20 protein-coding genes are annotated in these 16953 nt (G+C 68.4%); 4 read left to right on the top strand and 16 right to left on the bottom strand.

Annotation, left to right across the window (positions count from 1 at the left end; translation table 11 throughout):
- Positions 1 to 448: 448 nt before the first annotated feature.
- The 8 genes from OG203_RS29075 to hemL all read right to left on the bottom strand — a co-directional run bounded on the left by OG203_RS29075 (position 449) and on the right by hemL (position 7660).
- Complete coding sequence (locus OG203_RS29075; protein WP_405160437.1) at positions 449 to 955, bottom strand: hypothetical protein; 507 nt, start codon at positions 953 to 955, stop codon at positions 449 to 451.
- 138 nt (positions 956 to 1093) lie between these two features.
- Entirely contained in the window at positions 1094 to 2062 is a 969-nt protein-coding gene (ccsB, locus tag OG203_RS29070) for a c-type cytochrome biogenesis protein CcsB (RefSeq protein WP_405160436.1), read from the bottom strand.
- A gap of 3 nt (positions 2063 to 2065) precedes the next feature.
- Complete coding sequence (locus OG203_RS29065; RefSeq protein WP_405160435.1) at positions 2066 to 3727, bottom strand: cytochrome c biogenesis protein ResB; 1662 nt, start codon at positions 3725 to 3727, stop codon at positions 2066 to 2068.
- Complete coding sequence (locus tag OG203_RS29060; protein WP_405168041.1) at positions 3724 to 4566, bottom strand: cytochrome c biogenesis CcdA family protein; 843 nt, start codon at positions 4564 to 4566, stop codon at positions 3724 to 3726. The genes OG203_RS29065 and OG203_RS29060 overlap by 4 nt, the downstream gene beginning before the upstream one ends.
- A gap of 28 nt (positions 4567 to 4594) precedes the next feature.
- The gene (locus tag OG203_RS29055) at positions 4595 to 4843 is read right to left on the bottom strand and encodes a hypothetical protein (protein ID WP_405160434.1); all 249 of its coding nucleotides are present in this window, start codon (positions 4841 to 4843) and stop codon (positions 4595 to 4597) included.
- On the bottom strand, positions 4840 to 5481 hold the full coding sequence (locus tag OG203_RS29050; RefSeq protein WP_405160433.1) for a TlpA disulfide reductase family protein: 642 nt from the start codon (positions 5479 to 5481) through the stop codon (positions 4840 to 4842). The genes OG203_RS29055 and OG203_RS29050 overlap by 4 nt, the downstream gene beginning before the upstream one ends.
- Complete coding sequence (locus tag OG203_RS29045) at positions 5478 to 6128, bottom strand: histidine phosphatase family protein (RefSeq protein ID WP_405168040.1); 651 nt, start codon at positions 6126 to 6128, stop codon at positions 5478 to 5480. The genes OG203_RS29050 and OG203_RS29045 overlap by 4 nt, the downstream gene beginning before the upstream one ends.
- Before the next feature lie 194 nt (positions 6129 to 6322).
- The gene (hemL, locus tag OG203_RS29040) at positions 6323 to 7660 is read right to left on the bottom strand and encodes a glutamate-1-semialdehyde 2,1-aminomutase (RefSeq protein WP_405160432.1); all 1338 of its coding nucleotides are present in this window, start codon (positions 7658 to 7660) and stop codon (positions 6323 to 6325) included.
- 210 nt (positions 7661 to 7870) lie between these two features.
- Between hemL and OG203_RS29035 the strand changes: the two genes are divergently transcribed.
- On the top strand, positions 7871 to 8242 hold the full coding sequence (locus OG203_RS29035; RefSeq protein ID WP_405160431.1) for a hypothetical protein: 372 nt from the start codon (positions 7871 to 7873) through the stop codon (positions 8240 to 8242).
- Positions 8243 to 8249: 7 nt separating this feature from the next.
- On the opposite strand, the gene OG203_RS29030 is transcribed toward OG203_RS29035, so the two are convergent.
- From OG203_RS29030 to hemB, 6 genes are all read right to left on the bottom strand, one after another.
- Entirely contained in the window at positions 8250 to 8492 is a 243-nt protein-coding gene (locus tag OG203_RS29030; RefSeq protein WP_405160430.1) for a hypothetical protein, read from the bottom strand.
- 164 nt (positions 8493 to 8656) lie between these two features.
- A complete protein-coding gene (locus OG203_RS29025) occupies positions 8657 to 8896 on the bottom strand; it encodes a hypothetical protein (RefSeq protein ID WP_405160429.1) in 240 nt (79 codons plus the stop codon).
- Between the two features lie 49 nt (positions 8897 to 8945).
- Positions 8946 to 9191 carry a hypothetical protein gene (locus tag OG203_RS29020; RefSeq protein ID WP_405160428.1) on the bottom strand — a complete coding sequence of 82 codons (246 nt, stop codon included), beginning with the start codon at positions 9189 to 9191 and terminating at the stop codon, positions 8946 to 8948.
- Entirely contained in the window at positions 9188 to 9736 is a 549-nt protein-coding gene (locus OG203_RS29015) for a hypothetical protein (protein WP_405160427.1), read from the bottom strand. Before OG203_RS29015 ends, OG203_RS29020 begins: the two co-directional genes overlap by 4 nt.
- A gap of 312 nt (positions 9737 to 10048) precedes the next feature.
- Positions 10049 to 10573 (bottom strand): hypothetical protein, encoded by a 525-nt coding sequence (locus OG203_RS29010; protein ID WP_405160426.1) that lies wholly within the window; start codon positions 10571 to 10573, stop codon positions 10049 to 10051.
- Positions 10570 to 11547, bottom strand: a complete 978-nt coding sequence (hemB, locus tag OG203_RS29005) for a porphobilinogen synthase (RefSeq protein WP_405160425.1) — start codon at positions 11545 to 11547, stop codon at positions 10570 to 10572. Before hemB ends, OG203_RS29010 begins: the two co-directional genes overlap by 4 nt.
- Positions 11548 to 11791: 244 nt before the next feature.
- Between hemB and OG203_RS29000 the strand changes: the two genes are divergently transcribed.
- The 3 genes from OG203_RS29000 (at position 11792) to OG203_RS28990 (ending at position 14053) form a co-directional block, all read left to right on the top strand.
- A complete protein-coding gene (locus OG203_RS29000) occupies positions 11792 to 12571 on the top strand; it encodes a hypothetical protein (RefSeq protein ID WP_405160424.1) in 780 nt (259 codons plus the stop codon).
- A 10-nt stretch (positions 12572 to 12581) separates the two neighbouring features.
- On the top strand, positions 12582 to 13664 hold the full coding sequence (locus OG203_RS28995; RefSeq protein ID WP_405160423.1) for a tetratricopeptide repeat protein: 1083 nt from the start codon (positions 12582 to 12584) through the stop codon (positions 13662 to 13664).
- A gap of 116 nt (positions 13665 to 13780) precedes the next feature.
- Entirely contained in the window at positions 13781 to 14053 is a 273-nt protein-coding gene (locus OG203_RS28990) for a hypothetical protein (protein ID WP_405160422.1), read from the top strand.
- 94 nt (positions 14054 to 14147) lie between these two features.
- Here the strand turns inward: OG203_RS28990 and OG203_RS28985 are convergent, their stop codons facing one another.
- Together OG203_RS28985 and hemC are read right to left on the bottom strand one after the other, a co-directional pair.
- Complete coding sequence (locus tag OG203_RS28985) at positions 14148 to 15713, bottom strand: uroporphyrinogen-III synthase (protein WP_405160421.1); 1566 nt, start codon at positions 15711 to 15713, stop codon at positions 14148 to 14150.
- 153 nt (positions 15714 to 15866) lie between these two features.
- The gene (gene hemC / locus OG203_RS28980; protein WP_405160420.1) at positions 15867 to 16946 is read right to left on the bottom strand and encodes a hydroxymethylbilane synthase; all 1080 of its coding nucleotides are present in this window, start codon (positions 16944 to 16946) and stop codon (positions 15867 to 15869) included.
- Positions 16947 to 16953 lie beyond the last annotated feature (7 nt).

The following is a 16953-nucleotide window of genomic DNA, read 5'->3' as shown; positions in this document are numbered from 1 at the left end:
AGCCCAGTGACCCCCATCACTTTCCGAACCCGAACCTCCCACGGCCGCACGAATTCCGGCCGCCACGCCCCTCGCCAGCCGACCCCAGCTACGCACCCGCCGAGGGGGACATGGTGGCGGCATTTCGCGAGAAACCCTCGCCACCACGTCCCCCTCGCCGAATGCCCACCGGCAGACCACGGCGCGGACCGTACTTTTTCCGGCACCCGTCTGACACCAGCCGACTAGCCCCTACGAAGGGCACCGAAGACCTGCCCGCTACGGAACGACGGCACCAAGCTCCACCGTGCCCGCCCGGCAATCCGTTGGCGCGCCAGCCCGAACCTGTTGCAGTTCAATAGCTCCCGCCCCTGCGGTGGATCGCTGGAGCGGCGGCAACGACGGCGCCCCGCTCAGCTGGGTCGAGCGCAGCGGGACGACTACCAACGTGCGGCTGACATTTCGGATGTCACAATCCGCCCAGCAATCCCCCGCCGCTGCTGGACGAGTCGTCGTCGCTCGAGGAATCGTCGCCGTCGGCTGAGTCGCCATGGTCCGAGTCGCTGTCGTCCGAATCGGCCGAACTGCTATCCGAGTCGCTGTCGGCCTTGTCGCTGTCAGACGAGTCGCTATCAGCCGTGTCGTCGTCAGCCGTGTCGCCGTCAGCTTTGTCGGTCTTGCCAGGCTTGCCCGTCGGCTTGCCTTTGCCCCCGTCGGACTTGCCCTTCGTCGGGGGCACGACCGGCTTCTTATCCGGGTGCTGCGGCTGTGACTGTCCTCCGGCATCGTCGTCCGACTCGTCCAAGGCACCGGTTGGCCGCTGTGGCCCACTTCCGCCGTCTCCCGCGCCGTCTTGCACGAAAGACGGCGTACCGCTGATCAACGTCGGGCGAGCCGTGGCATTGCCAGCGGTCAGCGCGATAGCCGTCGCGGCAAACAGGCCGATGACAACGGCCGACGTGGTTTTCCGAATCATGCGTGACCCCTTCTCGATCGAGAGTGGTACGGCCCGGCATCACCCGGGCAGCGGTTCGACCAGTCGGCCGACCCACGCTGTATTCGATGCTGTGAACATTCCAGATGGGATAGAACAGGGCTGCGGAACTTCGTCGGGTCAGTTGAGTCCTGCGTAGGAGTGCAGGCCGCTGATCACCATGTTGATGATGAAGAGGTTGAAAAGCATTGCTATGAAGCCGGCGATGTTGATCCAGGCGGCCTTGGTGTCGCGCCAGCCGGAGGTGGCGCGGGCGTGGAGGTAGGCGGCGTAGAGGACCCAGGCGATGAAGGAGCAGGTTTCTTTGGGGTCCCAGCCCCAGAAGCGGCCCCAGGCGGCTTCGGCCCAGATGGCGCCGAGGATTACGCCCGCGCCGAAGAGGGGGAAGCCGATGATGGTGGTTTTGTAGGCGAGACGGTCCAGGGTCTGGGCGTCGGGGAGGCGGCGGGCGATGGTGCCGAGGATGTTGTTCGACTCTTGACCTTCGGGCTGGCGGAGGCGGTAGAGGAACAACATGCTGGACACGCCCGCGAACAGGAAGACGCCGCTGCCGATGCTGACGATGGTGACGTGGATGGGCAGCCAGTAGGACTTCAGCGCGGGGACGACGGGGGCGGCGTCGGCGTAGAGGATGGTGCCAGCGAGGAACAGCAGGATGAGGACCGGTATGAGCAGGAAGACCCACATCGAGCGGTACCGCTGTTCGCGCAGGAACACCGCACCCATGACGACCGCGGCGGCGGTGGCCATGGTGACGAACTCGTACATGTTGCCGAGCGGGAAACGGTGGGTCGCGAAGCCGCGCAGCACGATCGCGCCGATGTGCAGTGCGATGGCGACGACCAGAACCGAGAACGCCATGTTGCCGAGCCGCTCGGACAGCGACCGCTCCGGTGGCCCGACGACCCGGCCAGGCACCGAGGGATCGCTGGCGGGCCCGCCGACGGACACGAGTTCGCGCTCCATGACCTGACGGCTGCGCGCGGTGGCGTACTGCCAGATCAGCAGCACGAGCACCAGCGCGTAGACCACGATCGCGGTCTTGAACGAGAAATCGCTGTAGCGCGCGATGGTCTCGTTGATCGGCATCTTTTACTCTCCCGTGGTCTTCGCGTCGGCCGCCGACTCGGGCTGCGCGTCGAGCAGGCGCGTGCGTAGCCGGTCGAACTCACTGCCCCAGCCCGCCTGATCGGTCCGGGCAAGCCCGCCCATTTCTACTACGGTGCGTCGTTTGCCCAAGGTACCGGCTTCGCCCTCGGCGGGGTAGACCCGGACCCAGATACGACGCCGCTTCACCACCAGCGACACCAGTAGGCCGAGCATCATGGTCACCGCGCTCACCAGCACCCACTGCTGCGCCGGATCGTGCGACACCTGCAGGTTCGCGAATTCCTGTGCGCCGTCGAAGGTCACCTTGGTGCCGTTGGGCAGGCTGGTCGACTCGCCGGGGCGCAGGTTCACCCTGGCCTCCTTGGTCAGTCGCCCCTGCTTGACCTGCTCGGGGTCGAGCGCGAACAGCGACTGCGGCTTTCCGGTGTCGAGCCCGGTGTCGCCGCGATAGATATCGACGGCAACGGCCGGATCGTTCATCTTGGGGAACGACGAACTCATCAGGCTGCCGTGGAACAGCGCGGTCGGCGCGAACAGGCCCTCGATGGCGATCTGGTTCTTGCGCCGCTCCTCGTCGGTGGCGTACGTGCCGCCGGGCGGGTCGATGCGCAGTACACCGCTGGACAGGAAGGTCTGCATGTCGTCGGGCCGCCACTGCAGCGACTCGGTGCGGGTCTGCCCGTTCGGGAAGGTGACGGTGAAGGTCGGCGCGTAGCCGTGGCCCTGCAGATAGATTCGGTCGCCCGCGACCCGCAGCGGGTGGTTCACCTGGATCTGGGTCGAGCGCCAGGTGTTGCTCTGCAGATCCGCGCCGGACTGGTATTCGATGTCCGAGGTGAACATCTCGGCCTGACCGTTGGTCAGGTAGTCGGCCTTGAAGTCCTTGACCCGCACACAGATCGGCGTCATGCCGGTGCCGTCGTTGACGTTGCCCGCCTTGAACGAGTCGAAGATGGCGGGCGAGGTAGTGCAGAACCCGGGGCCGTTGTTCGCGATGACGATGACATTGCCCTCGTACCCGAACAGCTTGCCGACCGCGATGGCGATCAACAAGCAGACCAGGGCGAGGTGGAAGACGAGGTTGCCGAGTTCGCGGGTATATCCCTTCTCCGCGGACAGGGTGATCTCCCCGTCGCGGGTGCCGGGCCTGACCTCGGTTCGCCAGCCGCGCAACTCTTTTCGAATCCGCGCGACCACGTCATCGGGCGCCTGCTCGGCGCTGCCGGAGTAGTGGTGCGGCAATCGGCTGAGGTTGCGCGGGGCCCGCACGGGCGGGGTGCGCAGCGCGCGGTAGTGATCGAGGCAGCGCGGCAGGATGCAGCCGACCAGCGAAATGAACAGCAGCACATAGATGGCCGTGAACCAGAAGCTGCTGAACACGTCGAACAGCTCGACCCGGTCCATCCACGGACCGAGCGTCGGCCGGTTAGCGATGTACTGATCGACCTTCTGCTCGTTGAGACTTCGCTGCGGCAGCAGCGCGCCGGGAATCGCACCCAAGGCGAGCAGGAACAGCAGCACCAGCGCGGTGCGCATGCTGGTCAGCCCGCGCCAAGTGTTGCGGACGAAGGCCAAGGCGCGGCCGAGCATGGACTGCCGAGGCACCGCGACCGGTTCGGTCACTTGCTTTTCCGTCATGGTCATATCGGCAGCGTCACCTCGGAAACGAACGCGTCGCGCACCCAGCCGACGAACTGGTCCCACACCCCGGTGACCAGCGCGGCGCCGACCGCGACGAGCAGCATGCCGCCGATGACCTGGATGGTGCGCGAGTTGCGGCGCAGCCAGCCGACGCCGCGCAGCGCGCTGGCCGACCCGAACGCGAGGATCACGAACGGCAGGCCGAGGCCGAGGCAGTAGGCGACGATGAGCGCGACCCCACGCACGGCGGTGGTCCCGTCGGTGCCGGCGGCCACCGCCATCACCCCGGACAGCGTCGGGCCGAGGCACGGCGTCCAGCCGAGCGCGAAGACGCCGCCGAGCAGCGGCGCGCCCGCGATGCTTGTCAGCCTGCGCGGTTCCATCCTGGTGTCGCGCTGTAGCGCGGGGACCAGGCCGATGAAGACAAGTCCCATCAGGATCGTGACCACGCCGCCGATGCGTTGCAGCAGTTCACGATTCACGTTGAGGGTCTGGATGACGCCGAAAACCGTTGCGGTGGCGAGCACGAACACGACGGTGAACCCGGCGACGAACAGTCCCGCCGCACCGGCCACCCGCATCCGACCGGCGCGCGCGGCCTGCGCGGCCGACTGGACGGTCACCGAACTCGGTTGCGCGCCGGTGGCTTGCGCGACGGTGGCGGGCGGCGCCTCGGCGCCGACAAGCCCGGCGAGGTAGGACAGATAGCCGGGCACCAATGGCACAACACACGGCGAGGCGAAGGACACCAGCCCCGCGAGCAGGCAGGCCCCCAACGCCAGCAGCAACGGACCGGTCGCGGCCGTCTGCTGGAACGAATCCCCTACGGCGGCAAGCACCATCACGCGGCCACCGACGTCATGCGGGGATTCACACGCCCTCCCCCTCCGGCTCCTCGGCCGGTTCGGTGTCGCCGCGCAGCACAACGCGCTGCTCGGCGGTTTCCTCCGTCGCGTCGAACAGCACGCCGAAGTCGAGCAGCGAGGCGGCCGCTACGCTGCGCGGCACGGTGGCGATGCCCTTCCATCGGTCGTCCACGGCCCAGGCACCACCGATGCGGCGGGCGCCCTGCCGGTGGCGACAGGCACGCAGGGTACGGGTACGACGATCGCGATTCACTGTGCTTCCTCCGAGGCGATGTTTCGAACAATCGGTTCCAGATCGTCGGCCAACAGGGGGCGCAGGAACACCGCGGCGACGCGATGCTGACGATCCAAGATCAGGGTGGTTGGAATGACACTGGTCGGGAAATTCCCACCGAGGGCGAGCAGGGTGCGCATGGACGGGTCGTAGATGGACGGATAACCGACCTTGTTGTCGACGACGAAGTCCTGGGCCTTGTCCTGCTGCGGGTCACGGACGTTGATGCCGAGAAAGGCGACGCCGTTGTCTTTTGTTGCCGCATAGACCTTTTCGAGCGCGGGCGACTCCGCGCGGCAGGGTCCGCACCACTGGCCCCACAGGTTGAGTACCACGACCTTGCCCGCGTAATCCTCGATCGAGGTGGTTTTGCCCGCGGTCATCAGATCGGGTCCGGCCAGCTTGCCGATGGTGCCGCGCGAGCTAGGCGGGTTGTAGAGGATCTCGGTTTTGCCGCCGGGCGAGACGAATTCGAAGGTGCCGCCGGTGGCCACCGCGTCTTTGCCGCTCGAGCAACCGGCGAGCGCGGCGATCAACGCCACGCACGCGAGCAGGACCGGAACGACCCGCCGCGCCGATGCGGCGGGCGGTCGTACAAACGCGGTGCGAACGATCATGCGCCGTGTACCGAGGGATCCGAACCACCGGCGGGCTCGGAGTAAACGATGTCGACGAGCGTGTCGCCGTGATAGACCAGCGAGGTCAGCGACGCGAGCGAGCACTGCCGCTGCCTCGGGTCGTGCCAGAGCCGCTGGCCCTGCAGGAACCGGCGCAGCGTCCAGACCGGCAGCTGATGCGACACCAGCACCACCTCGCGCCCGGCCGCCTCGACCCGCGCCTTGTTCACCGCGGCCAGCATGCGGTGCGCGATCTGCAGGTACGGCTCGCCCCAGGACGGGGTGAACGGATCGCGCAGCTTCCACCAGTGCCTCGGCTTGCGCAGCGCACCGTCGCCGACGGAGACCCGAAGGCCCTCGAAGGTATTGCCGGCCTCGATCAGGTTCTCGTCGGTCCGCACGATCAGATGATGTTGCGCCGCAATGGGTTCCGCGGTTTCCTGAGCGCGCTGCAGCGGCGACGCGATGACGACCGCGATATCGTGATCGGCCAGCGACCGCGCGACGGCACCGGCTTGCGACCGACCCGTCACCGACAGGCTGAACCCGGGCAGCCTGCCGTAGAGGATCCCGTTCGGGTTGTGCACCTCGCCGTGGCGCAGCACGTGCACGATCGTCTCCACGTCCGCGGTGCCGCCGTCATGGATCCGCTGCTCCTTCGCGGCAGCAGTCGGCTTCTGCTCGGAATCCGTTGCGGCGCTGGCGTTTTCCTCGACCGAGGGGATCTGCTCGGCCGGACCCGATGCGGCGGCGAAGTGCGCGCCCGCATCGATAACGGCGGAATCGGTGGCGGAGTCGGCTAGCTCGCGCTTGTCGGCATCGGGCTGATCGTGATCGGAGCTCACGCGCGGGATCCTTCGGGAGTGGCGGCCGCGGCCGCGTGTGCGGCGGCGGGCAGGGCGGCGGCGATTCGGTCGAACGCGTCCTCGTCGAGTGCCGCGGAGACGAACCACGTCTCGAACGCGCTCGGCGGCGCGTACACGCCACCGTCGAGCAGTGCGTGGAAGAAGGCGGGGTAGCGCCAGGTCTGGCTCGCCTTGGCGGCGGCGTAGTCGGTGACCGGGCGTTCGGCGAAGAACACGCTCACCATATTGCCCGCGAACTGCACCTGATGCTCGACGCCCGCAGCGCTTAGCGATTCGCCGAACAGCGCGCCGAGCCGCTGCGCGTTGCGGTCCAGCGCGGCGTACACCGCGTCGTCGGCCGCACGCAGCGTGGCGAGGCCGGCGGCGACGGCGACGGGGTTACCGGAGAGCGTCCCGGCCTGGTAGACCGGGCCGAGCGGGGCCAGGTGGTTCATGATCTCGGTGCGGCCACCGAACGCGGCGGCGGGCAGGCCACCGCTCATCACCTTGCCGAAGGTGTAGAGGTCGGCGGCGACGCCCTCGCGGCCGAACCAGCCCGCCGGGCTCACCCGGAACCCGGTCATCACCTCGTCCATGATGAGCAGCGCGCCATTGTCGGCGGTGAGCTTGCGCAGCCCAGCGTTGAAGCCTGGCAGCGGCGCCACCGTGCCCATATTGCCCGCGGCGGCCTCGGTGATCACGCAGGCGATCGCGCCGGGGTGTGCGGCGAACGCGGCGGTGACGGCGTCGAGGTCGTTGTAGGGCAGCACGATGGTGTCGGCCGCCTGCGCGCCGGTGACGCCGGGCGAGGTCGGCAGGCCGAGGGTCGCGACGCCGGAGCCTGCGTCGGCGAGCAGCGCGTCGACGTGGCCGTGATAGCAGCCGGAGAACTTGATGATCTTGGCGCGACCGGTGTAGCCGCGGGCCAGCCGGACCGCGCTCATGGTCGCCTCGGTGCCCGAGTTCACCAGGCGCACCCGTTCGACCGGGGCGACGCGTTCGATGATGGCCTCGGCCAGCTCGATCTCGGCCTCGGTGGGCGCGCCGAAGGACAGGCCGCCGACCGCGGCTCGCCGCACCGCGTCGACGACGGCGGGGTGCGCGTGCCCGAGAATCATCGGACCCCACGAGCACACCAGGTCGACGTATTCGTTGCCGTCCGCGTCGACAAGGGTGTAGCCGTGCGCGGACGCGATGAATCGCGGTGTGCCGCCGACGGAGTTGAAGGCACGCACCGGGGAGTTGACACCCCCAGGAATCACTGAACACGCCCGGTCGAAGAGCTGAGCGGAAACCGGCACCGATGCGCTGGTCACGCGCGGAGAAGAACTCACGACCTCCAGTGTCTCAGCCCGTTCGAAACCGGTCGACGACAGGGTGTGGCCTCGCGCATTCGCGGCTCGCAAGCGCTCTGTAGTGGGCGTGACGCAGACCGCAACACGCCGGGGCACTGTTTACGCCGTATTTGATCGCGCCGAGATCGCTGATGCGTAATCTCGAGCATCACCATTCATCTGCCCCGGAGGATTTCTATGCGGTTTGCCATGTTCAGTGCTGCTGTGTCCACCGCGCTCGTCGGCGCGGCCGTCGTGTTCGGCGCCGGACCCGCCGCTGCGGTGGAACCGGTCGCGCAGCCCGACCGGATCGGCCTGCAACTGAGTCATGAGGAGACCAAGTCGATCGCCGACGGCCCCATCCCTGCCATCGTCACCATGTTCGTGCCGCTGAACCGGATCGGTGTCGGCCTGAAGGCCGACACCGGGATCTACAAGGACGAGAACGGCGGCGTGCACGCGTCGCTGCGGCAGGCGATCATGGAGGTGGCCGATCATCCCGACGGGACGATCACCCTCTTCGTCAATGCCCCTGGCACCCGCAACGGCCGCGTGCTCGACATGTACCAGAACTGGAACTGAGCGCCGCTCAGCTGTACATGCACGGCGCCTGGGCCGAAATGGTGTGCAGATAGCACATGAACGCGTTGTACGGGCCCGCGGAACCGGAATCCGGCACCAGCACCGGCGCGTCGACGGTGCCGACCGAGGTGTCGGCCGCGCCCGCGGGCTCGAGCGGAAGTCCGGGGTTCGCACCCGCTGGCGCGGCACCGATCCCGATCGCGGCGGATATCGCCAGTGCGGCACAGACTTTCACAGCAAGCCGGTTCATCAATCCCAATCCTAGGTAGTTACCGATTCGACGGCCGAAATACTAACGGCCACAGAAGTATTCCTGGCAACGCCGGAGCAGCCGCCGTCGGCCGCTCGGCGTCTCATGCACGCTAGTCGACGGCGGCGCTGACGTGCTCCGCAACAACTGATTTCGCAGTGGCGCTAGGTGATACCGATGCACCACAGGGCGAAGCCGGTGGTTACCAGGCAGGCCAGCGGGGCCGGTAGCACGTGCAGCAGAGGCGAGGGCGGGGTCTCGATGAGCACGGGCACCACCGCGGCAGGTGGGACCGGGGAAACCGCAGCGGGCGCCGCAGCCGCCGGGGCCACCGTTGCCGCGCCGATCATGCCGACCGCTGCGGCACCGAGCAGCGTCCGCCTGAGGGTGACTGTTGGCTTCATTGGCTCGATATTCCCGCGATCGACGGGCCGAAACGGTTGCGCGGAATGATCAGTGAGCGCGAGCGCGCACCACACGACTGACCGCATCGATGGCGAGCAGACCGGCGATCGCGACCAAGACCGCGGCGAGCAGCAACCACGGGGTGACATAGCGGGTCGCGACGAATTCCGGCGCCTGGCCCATGGCGGCGAACGTGGTGGTCCGGATGCTGTGATGCCAGCTGAGTACCGCGGCGACCAGCCCGAGCACCACCAAGCCGAGTTCGACGGCGGCCACCGTGCTCGATCCCCTCAACGGTCAACTCCGTTCTCGCTGTGCTCGTCATCGGTGTCGGGTGCTGAATCGTCCGACGGCTGATCGGGTTCGGGCGCCTGGCCGATGGCCGCGGTCAATTCGGTGCGCAGCGTCCGATGATCTTTCGCCCACGCTTGCACGAGGCTACCGTCGGCCAGGCGTAACCCGATACCGGTGCGGCGCCGTGGCACGCCGCTCAATTCGCCGAGGGCCCGCGCGGCCTCCCAGTCCTCGTCGTCCCATGCGTCGTCGTCGCGTTCGGGCAGCACGGCATCGATCGAGGTGAGCGGCAGCGTCTCGGTGCCGTCGCGCAGGGTGGTGCCGGTGAGTTCGACGCTGACGTGGCGCTGCCCCGCGATGACCTGCAGCACAACGAACATCGCGATCAGCGAGCCGCAGAAGACAAGGGCGAACCAGTGCACGGAACTACTGGTCGCCATTTCGATCGCGAGAATGATCAGGCACAGAATGGGCCCGTACGCCACGGTGCGCCACCGGGCACCTGGCTCGGCGAACAGTGCGGAGTGGGCGCGTTCGTCGGTCACGCGGCACCTACAGCACCGCGAATCGACAAGGCAGAACGCGGAATCAGCGAGTGAGACCGGGCAACAGCAGCACGGCGAGGGTGAGCAAACCGAACAGGATCAGCAGGCTCAACACGGCCAATTCCCGCCGAATGCTGTGCGGCTGTTGGATCACCACTCGCATTGATGCCTCCGATTCCCCGGAGCCATCTGCCGATTACCCGCATGCAATGCAAGACAACGTCTGACAAACAACTACCGGTTCCCATGTCCACTGTGACAACCCTCACGATACATGCCGACGTTGCCCCCACAAACTCGGGCGTCAACCGTTCACCGTCGGCTCATCTGGAAATAAGCCGTTGCTTCCGGGCGGTGCGACAAGTAGATCGACGCGCCGGCGAGCACCCCTTGCACGATCGCGGCGCCGCCGGCCACCAGCGAGGCCGGTCCGGTCACCGAGCTGAACGCGAACAGCGCGCCGACCCCGATCACCACGAGCCACGCGCCGACCACGGTCATGATCGTGCGCGCCCAGAGCTTGCCGCGCGCGAACTGATGCACGATCAGCAGCGCGAGCACGGCGACGCCGAGCCCGATGAACACCACGACGACATAGACCAGCGCGACCATGAGTTCGGCGCTGGCCAGGGTGACCTGCGGGTCCTTTTCCCTGGCCTGATCGAAGATCTGCTTGGCGAAGGTGTGCCGCTGCGACAGCGCGGCGACCACCGACGCGATCAGCTGGACAACGCCGAATCCGATGACGCCCCACCACAATTGCCGGGCGGTACCGACATCCACCGGCATCGGCGCTGGCGAGGGCGCCGCGCCGGCCGGTCCCGGCAGGTTCGTCACGACAACCAGTGCGCGGCCTCGGTGGCCCAGTAGGTGAGCACGATGTCCGCGCCGGCCCGCCGGATGCCCATGAGCGACTCGAGGATGGCACCGCGACGGTCGATCCAGCCGCGCTCGGCGGCGGCGGTGATCATCGCGTACTCGCCGGAGATCTGGTAGGCCGCGACCGGGACCGTCGAGTGGTCGGCGACGTCGCGCAGGATGTCGAGGTAGGACATGGCCGGTTTCACCATCACGATGTCCGCGCCCTCGGCCAGATCCAGCTCCAGTTCGCGGATCGCCTCGCGGCGGTTCGCCGGGTCCTGCTGGTAGCTGCGCCGGTCGCCCTCAAGCGAGGAGTCGACGGCCTCGCGGAACGGACCGTAGAACGCCGAGGCGTACTTGACCGCGTAGGCGAGGATGCCGGTGTCGGTGCGGCCGACCGCGTCGAGGCCGCGCCGGATCGCGCCGACCTGGCCGTCCATCATGCCGCTCGTCCCGAGCAGGTCGGCGCCGGAGGCAGCTTGGGCGAGCGCCATCTCGACGTAGCGGTGCAGGGTGGCGTCGTTGTCGACGGAGCCGTCCGCGGCGAGGACCCCGCAGTGCCCGTGATCGGTGAATTCGTCGAGACAGGTGTCGGCCATGATCACGGTCGACCCGCCCACCTCGTCGGCCAGCGCGCGCAGGCCGCGGTTGAGGATGCCGTCCGGGTCGCTGCCCTGGCTGCCGGTGGCGTCCTTGTCCTCGTGGCGCGGCACGCCGAACAGCATCAGCCCGCCGACACCCGCATTGACCGCCTCGACGGCCGCCTTGCGTAGCGAGTCCATCGAATGCTGGTAAACGCCGGGCATCGAGCTGATCTCCCGCGCCTCCTCCAGGCCGTCCGCGACGAACATCGGCAATACCAATTGCCGTGGCTCCAGCGTGGTTTCGGCCACGAGACGACGCATTGCGGGGGTACGGCGCAACCGCCGCGGGCGGTCCAATCCGGTCATAACCGCACCATACGCCCGGCGCCGGGAGCTGTCGCGAGCACCCGGCGGCTCGCACGGAGGGTGCCTCGGCACCGCCGCGTCGGAGCTGGGCGTTTCGCCACGACAGTAACTGAACGCCTTGGACAGCATGCACAAACCGACCCGACAGACCCTGGATCGAAGGTAACGGTGCGCGAAATCACACCTGTCGCGCAGGCCGATGGCGCATACTCCGACAGGAGGGCGAGACCCCCTGGGGGACAGCATGACCGAACCGCACACCGAAATCTCGCTGGCCCGAGCCGCCGACTTCGAGTCGTGGGTGGCGGTACTACTTTCGGACTGGTGGCCGGTGCTCACCGGTGGACTCACACCACCGGAGACGACACTGCGTGCGTGGCGCGCCGCCGACGGCAGTCGGCAGACTTTCCGCGTCGAGTTCATCGCACGGCAGCTGGCCGAGCCCGAGCTGATGACGGTGGCCAGGCGCGCCTTCGACGACCTGGGCATGGCACCGGACGAGCACGAGATGGCGCAGAGCCTCGGCAGGCACCTGGTCGGCCACACCGAGGACGCCACCGTGCAGCTGCGCTTCTCCGACACCGCGCACACCATTTTCCTGCGGCTGCAGAGCAGGCCGTGCCAGGTCACGGCGGCGGCAGGACGGCAGCTGAGCGCGATGCCCGACGCGACGCTGCCGTTCCCGAATACCTCGACGGGCCCGTGGGATATCCGGGTCGCGCGCAACAGCGCCCGGCATCTGCTCGCGCAGCACAGTGACCGTTTCGCCATTCCGGTCGACCCGTTCCAGCTCGGACCGCAGGGGCACGTCTCCGATGTCGGCTGGGCGTTCGTGTTCCCCTGGTCGACCACGTCCTGGTACGCCGACGGCGCCTCGCCGGTACTCGCGCCGGGCACCAAGGGGCCGATCGTGGTGGTGAAGGACACTGGAGACACCTGGTTGCTCGACAGCCTGAGCAGCTACGAATCCCAGCTCGCCGATTACGCCGATTCGCACGGCTATGACACGTCCGACACTGCCTGAAAGGTCCGTGATGACAGACCCTGCGTCGGGTGCCCGTCGGCTGGCCGACGGGCGGCTGTTGATTCCGTGGCAGGGCAAGCAGCCGGACGGGACCATCGCCAACGGGATGGTCGAGATCGGACCCGACGACGACCGGTTCGCGGAATGGAACGAATCCATCGCCAGCCGGGAGCGCGGCGAGTTACCTGACGACGATCATCCGGTGGATCCGTTCGGCCTGCAGTTGTTCCGCGATCCGCGACCCGATCCGGCGCCGACCGCACACGACCGCAGGGTCGCCACGCTGCGGACCATCGCCGAGCGCGGCGACCTCGGTGCCATGGAACAGCTCGCGCACCTGTTGCGCGACGCGAACGATCTGGCCGGAACCGAGCAGTGGTTCCGCAGGGCCGCCGAGCGCGGCAGTGCGACCGCGATGGCCGATCTCGGCCTGTTGTTCGGCACGCACGGCCGGATCGCCGAGGCGGTCCGCTGGCTGGAGTCGGCGATCGCGGCCGGCTGTGCTGGCGCGGATCTACAACTCGGCCTGCTGCATTTGGAGCGCGGCAATATCGACGAGGCCGAACGCTGGCTGCGACCCGCGGCCGAGGCGGGGTCGCCGGAGGCGTTGTGCAATATGGGCGTCGTGGCCAATCGGCGGGGAAGCAACGACGAGGCCGAGCAGTGGTACGAGCGCGCGGCCAGCGCCGGAAACCCAACGGCCATGCGGACTTTGGGCCTCTATGTGGCCAGACGCGGCGATCTCCAACGGGCCGTCGAACTGCTCACCGAGGCGGTCCGCCGTGGGCGCGCCGACGCCATGGCGATTCTCGGCTCGCTGCATCTCGATCACGGTGACACCGCGGCGGGCGAGCACTGGCTGCGCCGCGGGGCCGAGGCGGGCGATCCCGATTCGATGTTCCATCTGGCGCTGTTCCTGCGCGAACAGGATGTCTATCCGTTCACCGGCGAGCTGACCGAGCCGGGCGTGCTTCGGGCGGCCGCGGCGATCGCCACCGGGCGGACACCGGCCCAGCAGGAGGCCAGGCGCTTGCTGGAACGCGCCGCCGCGCTCGGCCACGCGCAGTCGTTGCAACTGCTGCACGACATCTGAGGATCGCGTTCGTCAAAACCCTTGCGGCCAGCGGTTTTTGTCGGTGCCCTCCGATATAATCGAAACAGTGTTCGAGGGGGCTCGCCGAGTCCCCGATCGCAACGGGAGGAAAGCCTGTGCCCGCGACGAAGACCGTCCTCATCGATCGTCCCTACACACCGCTGGAGAAGCAGCGGCTGCCCGCTGGGCGCCCGCGGTCGTGGTACGTCCGCCACAACCGCAAGCTCAAGGCGATGCGCCTGACCATCGCGCTGCTCGATTCGGGTGTCTACACCCCGAGCAACGCCAACAACAAGCGCATCCGGCACACCGCCGAGGTCGTCGGCATTCGCCCGCCGTCCGACCTCACCTGCAATATGGTGCGCGTGCTGATGCGTAAGCGGTACTAGGGCTTTCGCGCAGCGGCCGCTGAGCCGAAGCATCCACCTGACGACGGGCTTACGCGACGACCACAAGCGGCCGACGGTGTCATCGATGCTCGGTTCAGCGGCTGCGGCGGCTCTTCTTGCGCGGCGGGGGCAGCAGCCCCTCGGCGCGCAGCCGGGCCGCGTGCTCCGCGAGCGCCTCGACCAGCGGGCCGACCTGGGCGACCTCGGGCTGCACGTCGACGCGCAGACCGAATTCGATGGCCGTTTCGGCGGTCTTGGGGCCGATGCACGCGACGATGGTGCGCGCGTGCGGCTTGCCCGCGATGCCGACCAGGTTGCGGACCGTGGAGGACGAGGTGAACAGGACCGCGTCGAAACCGCCGGTCTTGATCATCTCGCGGGTCTCCGCTGGCGGCGGCGAGGCGCGCACCGTGCGGTAGGCGGTGACATCGTCGATCTCCCAACCGCGGTCGCGCAGACCCTCGGCCAGCGTCTCGGTGGCAATGTCGGCGCGCGGCAACAGGACTCGGTTCACCGGGTCGAAAACGTCGTCGTAGGGCGGGAAGTCGGCGAGCAGGCCCTCGGAGGACTGTTCACCGCTCGGCACCAGCTCGGGGTTGATGCCGAACGAGCGCACCTTGTCCGCGGTGGCCTCGCCGACGCAGGCGATCTTCACGCCGGAGAAAGCCCTTGCGTCCAAACCGAATTCGGCGAACTTCTCCCACACCGCGCGCACCGCGTTGGTGGAGGTGAACACCACCCACTGGTAGCGGCCGTCGACCAGACCCTTGACCGCGCGCTCCATCTGGGCGGGGCTGCGCGGCGGCTCGACCGCGATCGTCGGCACCTCCATCGGAATGGCGCCGTGGGTGACCAGCCGCTCGCTCATCTCGCCGGCCTGATCCTTGGTGCGCGGCACGAGCACGGTCCAGCCGTACAGCGCGCGCGACTCCCACCAGGACATCTTCGAGCGCGACGCGACCACCTTGCCGATGGTCACCACCAGCGGGCCGACCAGCTCGGAGGCGGCGCTGTTCAACGTGGCCAGGGTGGCCTCGATGGTGCGCTGCTGCCTGGTGGTGCCGCGCACGGTCACCGCGACCGGGGTCTGCGGTGCCAGGCCGTGTTCGACAAGGGCGCTCGCGGTTTCGGCCAGGTGGCCCGAGGTCGCGTGCAGCACAAGAGGTCCTGGGGCGGCGGCAAGCGCGGCCCAGTCGACCTCGCCGCGCACGTCGGCCTCGGTGTGCCCGGAGCCGAGCGCGATGCCCGCGTAGCTCGGCACGGCCGAACCGTTAGGCAGGCCGGGCAGCACCTCGAACACCATGTGCGAGCGGGTGACCGCGTTGACCTCGGCGATCACCGAGTCGGTCGTCAACGGGTCACCGGCGACGACGCGGACCACGTCGTGGCCGTTGCGCGCCTCGGCGATCAGCGTCTTGGCCACCTCGGCGGGCTCGCCGAGCGCGGGGCGCACGTCCACCGGACGCTCACCGTCCTCGCCGGGCTCGACCGCGGTGCCGATCAGGGCGAGCACGCCCTTGTCGACGTCGGGATCGGTGAACGCCAGTGTCGCGCGGCCGATCACCTCGCGGGCGCGCACGGTGAGCAACGCCGGGTCGCCGGGACCTGACCCGACGAAAAGGATCCGACCTGGCTGCTTCTTAGTAGTTCGTCCGCTCATGACTGCACCTCGCTAACGCTCGGCTCCGTCATGCGCGGAGGCGCGCTGTGTTGATGATTCGCTCGCTGTCGCTCGCTCATGCCTCCACCTCGCTGGCGCTCGGTTCCGTCATGCGCGGTGCGCACTGTGTCATGAATCGCTCGCTGCGCTCGCTCATTGGTTGTTCTCCATTGGGCTGGGTTGGGTGAAGTCTGAGGCGGGCGCATTCACCGCCTGTGTATTCGAACCGGATTCCGGTTCGGGGGCGCTTGGCCCGGGTTCGGCAACGCTGAGTAGTTCGCGCGCGCCCATGTCGAGGAGTTCGCGGGCCAGTGCCCGGCCGAGTTCGTCCGCGTTGGCGGGCGAGCCGACTACCGAGGCACGGACCGTGTCGGAACCGTCGACGGCCGCCGCGCAACCGCGCAGCGAGAGCTCGTCGAAGATCCGTCCGTCCTCATCGATGGACTCGACCACCTCGGCGAGCGCGCCGATCGGCGCGGTGCAGCCTGCCTCGAGTTCAGCGAGCAATGCCCGCTCGGCGATGATCGACGCACGGGTCGCGGCGTCGTCGAGCGCGGTGAGCACCTCGATGAGTTCGCTGTCGTCACTGCGACATTCGACAGCCAACGCACCCTGGCCCGGCGCCGGGAGCATCTGCACCGGCTCCAATGCCTCGGTCACCGCGTCGAGTCTGCCGATTCTGGCCAGGCCGGCTCTGGCGACAACGACCGCGTCGAGCTCGCCCTCGCTGACCTTGCGCAGGCGGGTGTCCAGGTTGCCGCGCAACGCGACGATGTCGAGACCGAGGCCGAGTGCACGCAGCTGCGAGGCCCGCCGCGGCGCGGAGGTGCCGACCCGCGAGCCGGCGGGCAGTTCGCCGAGCACCAGCCCGTCGCGGGCGACGAGCGCGTCGCGCGGATCCGCGCGGGGCGGGATGGCGGCGATGGTGAAGCGCGGGTCCTGCGCGGTCGGCAGGTCCTTGTAGGAGTGCACCGCGATGTCGATGTTCCCGGCGGCCAGCTCGTCGCGCAGCGCGGAGGTGAACACCCCGACACCGATCTGCTGCACCGGCTCGGACGACAGGTCACCGGCGGTCTTGACGACGATCAGCTCGGCCTCGTGGCCCGCGGCGACCAGCGCGTCGCGGATGGTGCCGGCCTGGGTGAGCGCGAGCAAGCTGCCGCGCGTGCCGATCCGCCACGGCGCGCCGATGCTGCCTGCCGTCACGTTGTCCTCTTCCTGCACCAGTGTCATGCCCGCA

The organism is Nocardia sp. NBC_01499 (genome assembly GCF_045040275.1).
GTDB lineage: Bacteria > Actinomycetota > Actinomycetes > Mycobacteriales > Mycobacteriaceae > Nocardia.
This window is presented reverse-complemented; position numbering and strand designations above follow the sequence as displayed.

What these genes read in the sequence shown, in the direction of transcription:
- OG203_RS29035 (WP_405160431.1), top strand. Translation starts at nt 7,871, where the DNA reads ATGTTCAGTGCTGCTGTGTCCACCGCGCTCGTCGGCGCGGCCGTCGTG.
- OG203_RS29050 (WP_405160433.1), bottom strand. Translation starts at nt 5,481, where the DNA reads ATGATCGTTCGCACCGCGTTTGTACGACCGCCCGCCGCATCGGCGCGG.
- OG203_RS28995 (WP_405160423.1), top strand. Translation starts at nt 12,582, where the DNA reads ATGACAGACCCTGCGTCGGGTGCCCGTCGGCTGGCCGACGGGCGGCTG.
- OG203_RS29060 (WP_405168041.1), bottom strand. Translation starts at nt 4,566, where the DNA reads ATGGTGCTTGCCGCCGTAGGGGATTCGTTCCAGCAGACGGCCGCGACC.
- ccsB (WP_405160436.1), bottom strand. Translation starts at nt 2,062, where the DNA reads ATGCCGATCAACGAGACCATCGCGCGCTACAGCGATTTCTCGTTCAAG.
- hemC (WP_405160420.1), bottom strand. Translation starts at nt 16,946, where the DNA reads ATGACACTGGTGCAGGAAGAGGACAACGTGACGGCAGGCAGCATCGGC.
- OG203_RS29000 (WP_405160424.1), top strand. Translation starts at nt 11,792, where the DNA reads ATGACCGAACCGCACACCGAAATCTCGCTGGCCCGAGCCGCCGACTTC.
- hemB (WP_405160425.1), bottom strand. Translation starts at nt 11,547, where the DNA reads ATGACCGGATTGGACCGCCCGCGGCGGTTGCGCCGTACCCCCGCAATG.
- OG203_RS28985 (WP_405160421.1), bottom strand. Translation starts at nt 15,713, where the DNA reads ATGAGCGGACGAACTACTAAGAAGCAGCCAGGTCGGATCCTTTTCGTC.
- OG203_RS29030 (WP_405160430.1), bottom strand. Translation starts at nt 8,492, where the DNA reads ATGAACCGGCTTGCTGTGAAAGTCTGTGCCGCACTGGCGATATCCGCC.
- OG203_RS29065 (WP_405160435.1), bottom strand. Translation starts at nt 3,727, where the DNA reads ATGACCATGACGGAAAAGCAAGTGACCGAACCGGTCGCGGTGCCTCGG.
- OG203_RS29075 (WP_405160437.1), bottom strand. Translation starts at nt 955, where the DNA reads ATGATTCGGAAAACCACGTCGGCCGTTGTCATCGGCCTGTTTGCCGCG.
- OG203_RS29025 (WP_405160429.1), bottom strand. Translation starts at nt 8,896, where the DNA reads ATGAAGCCAACAGTCACCCTCAGGCGGACGCTGCTCGGTGCCGCAGCG.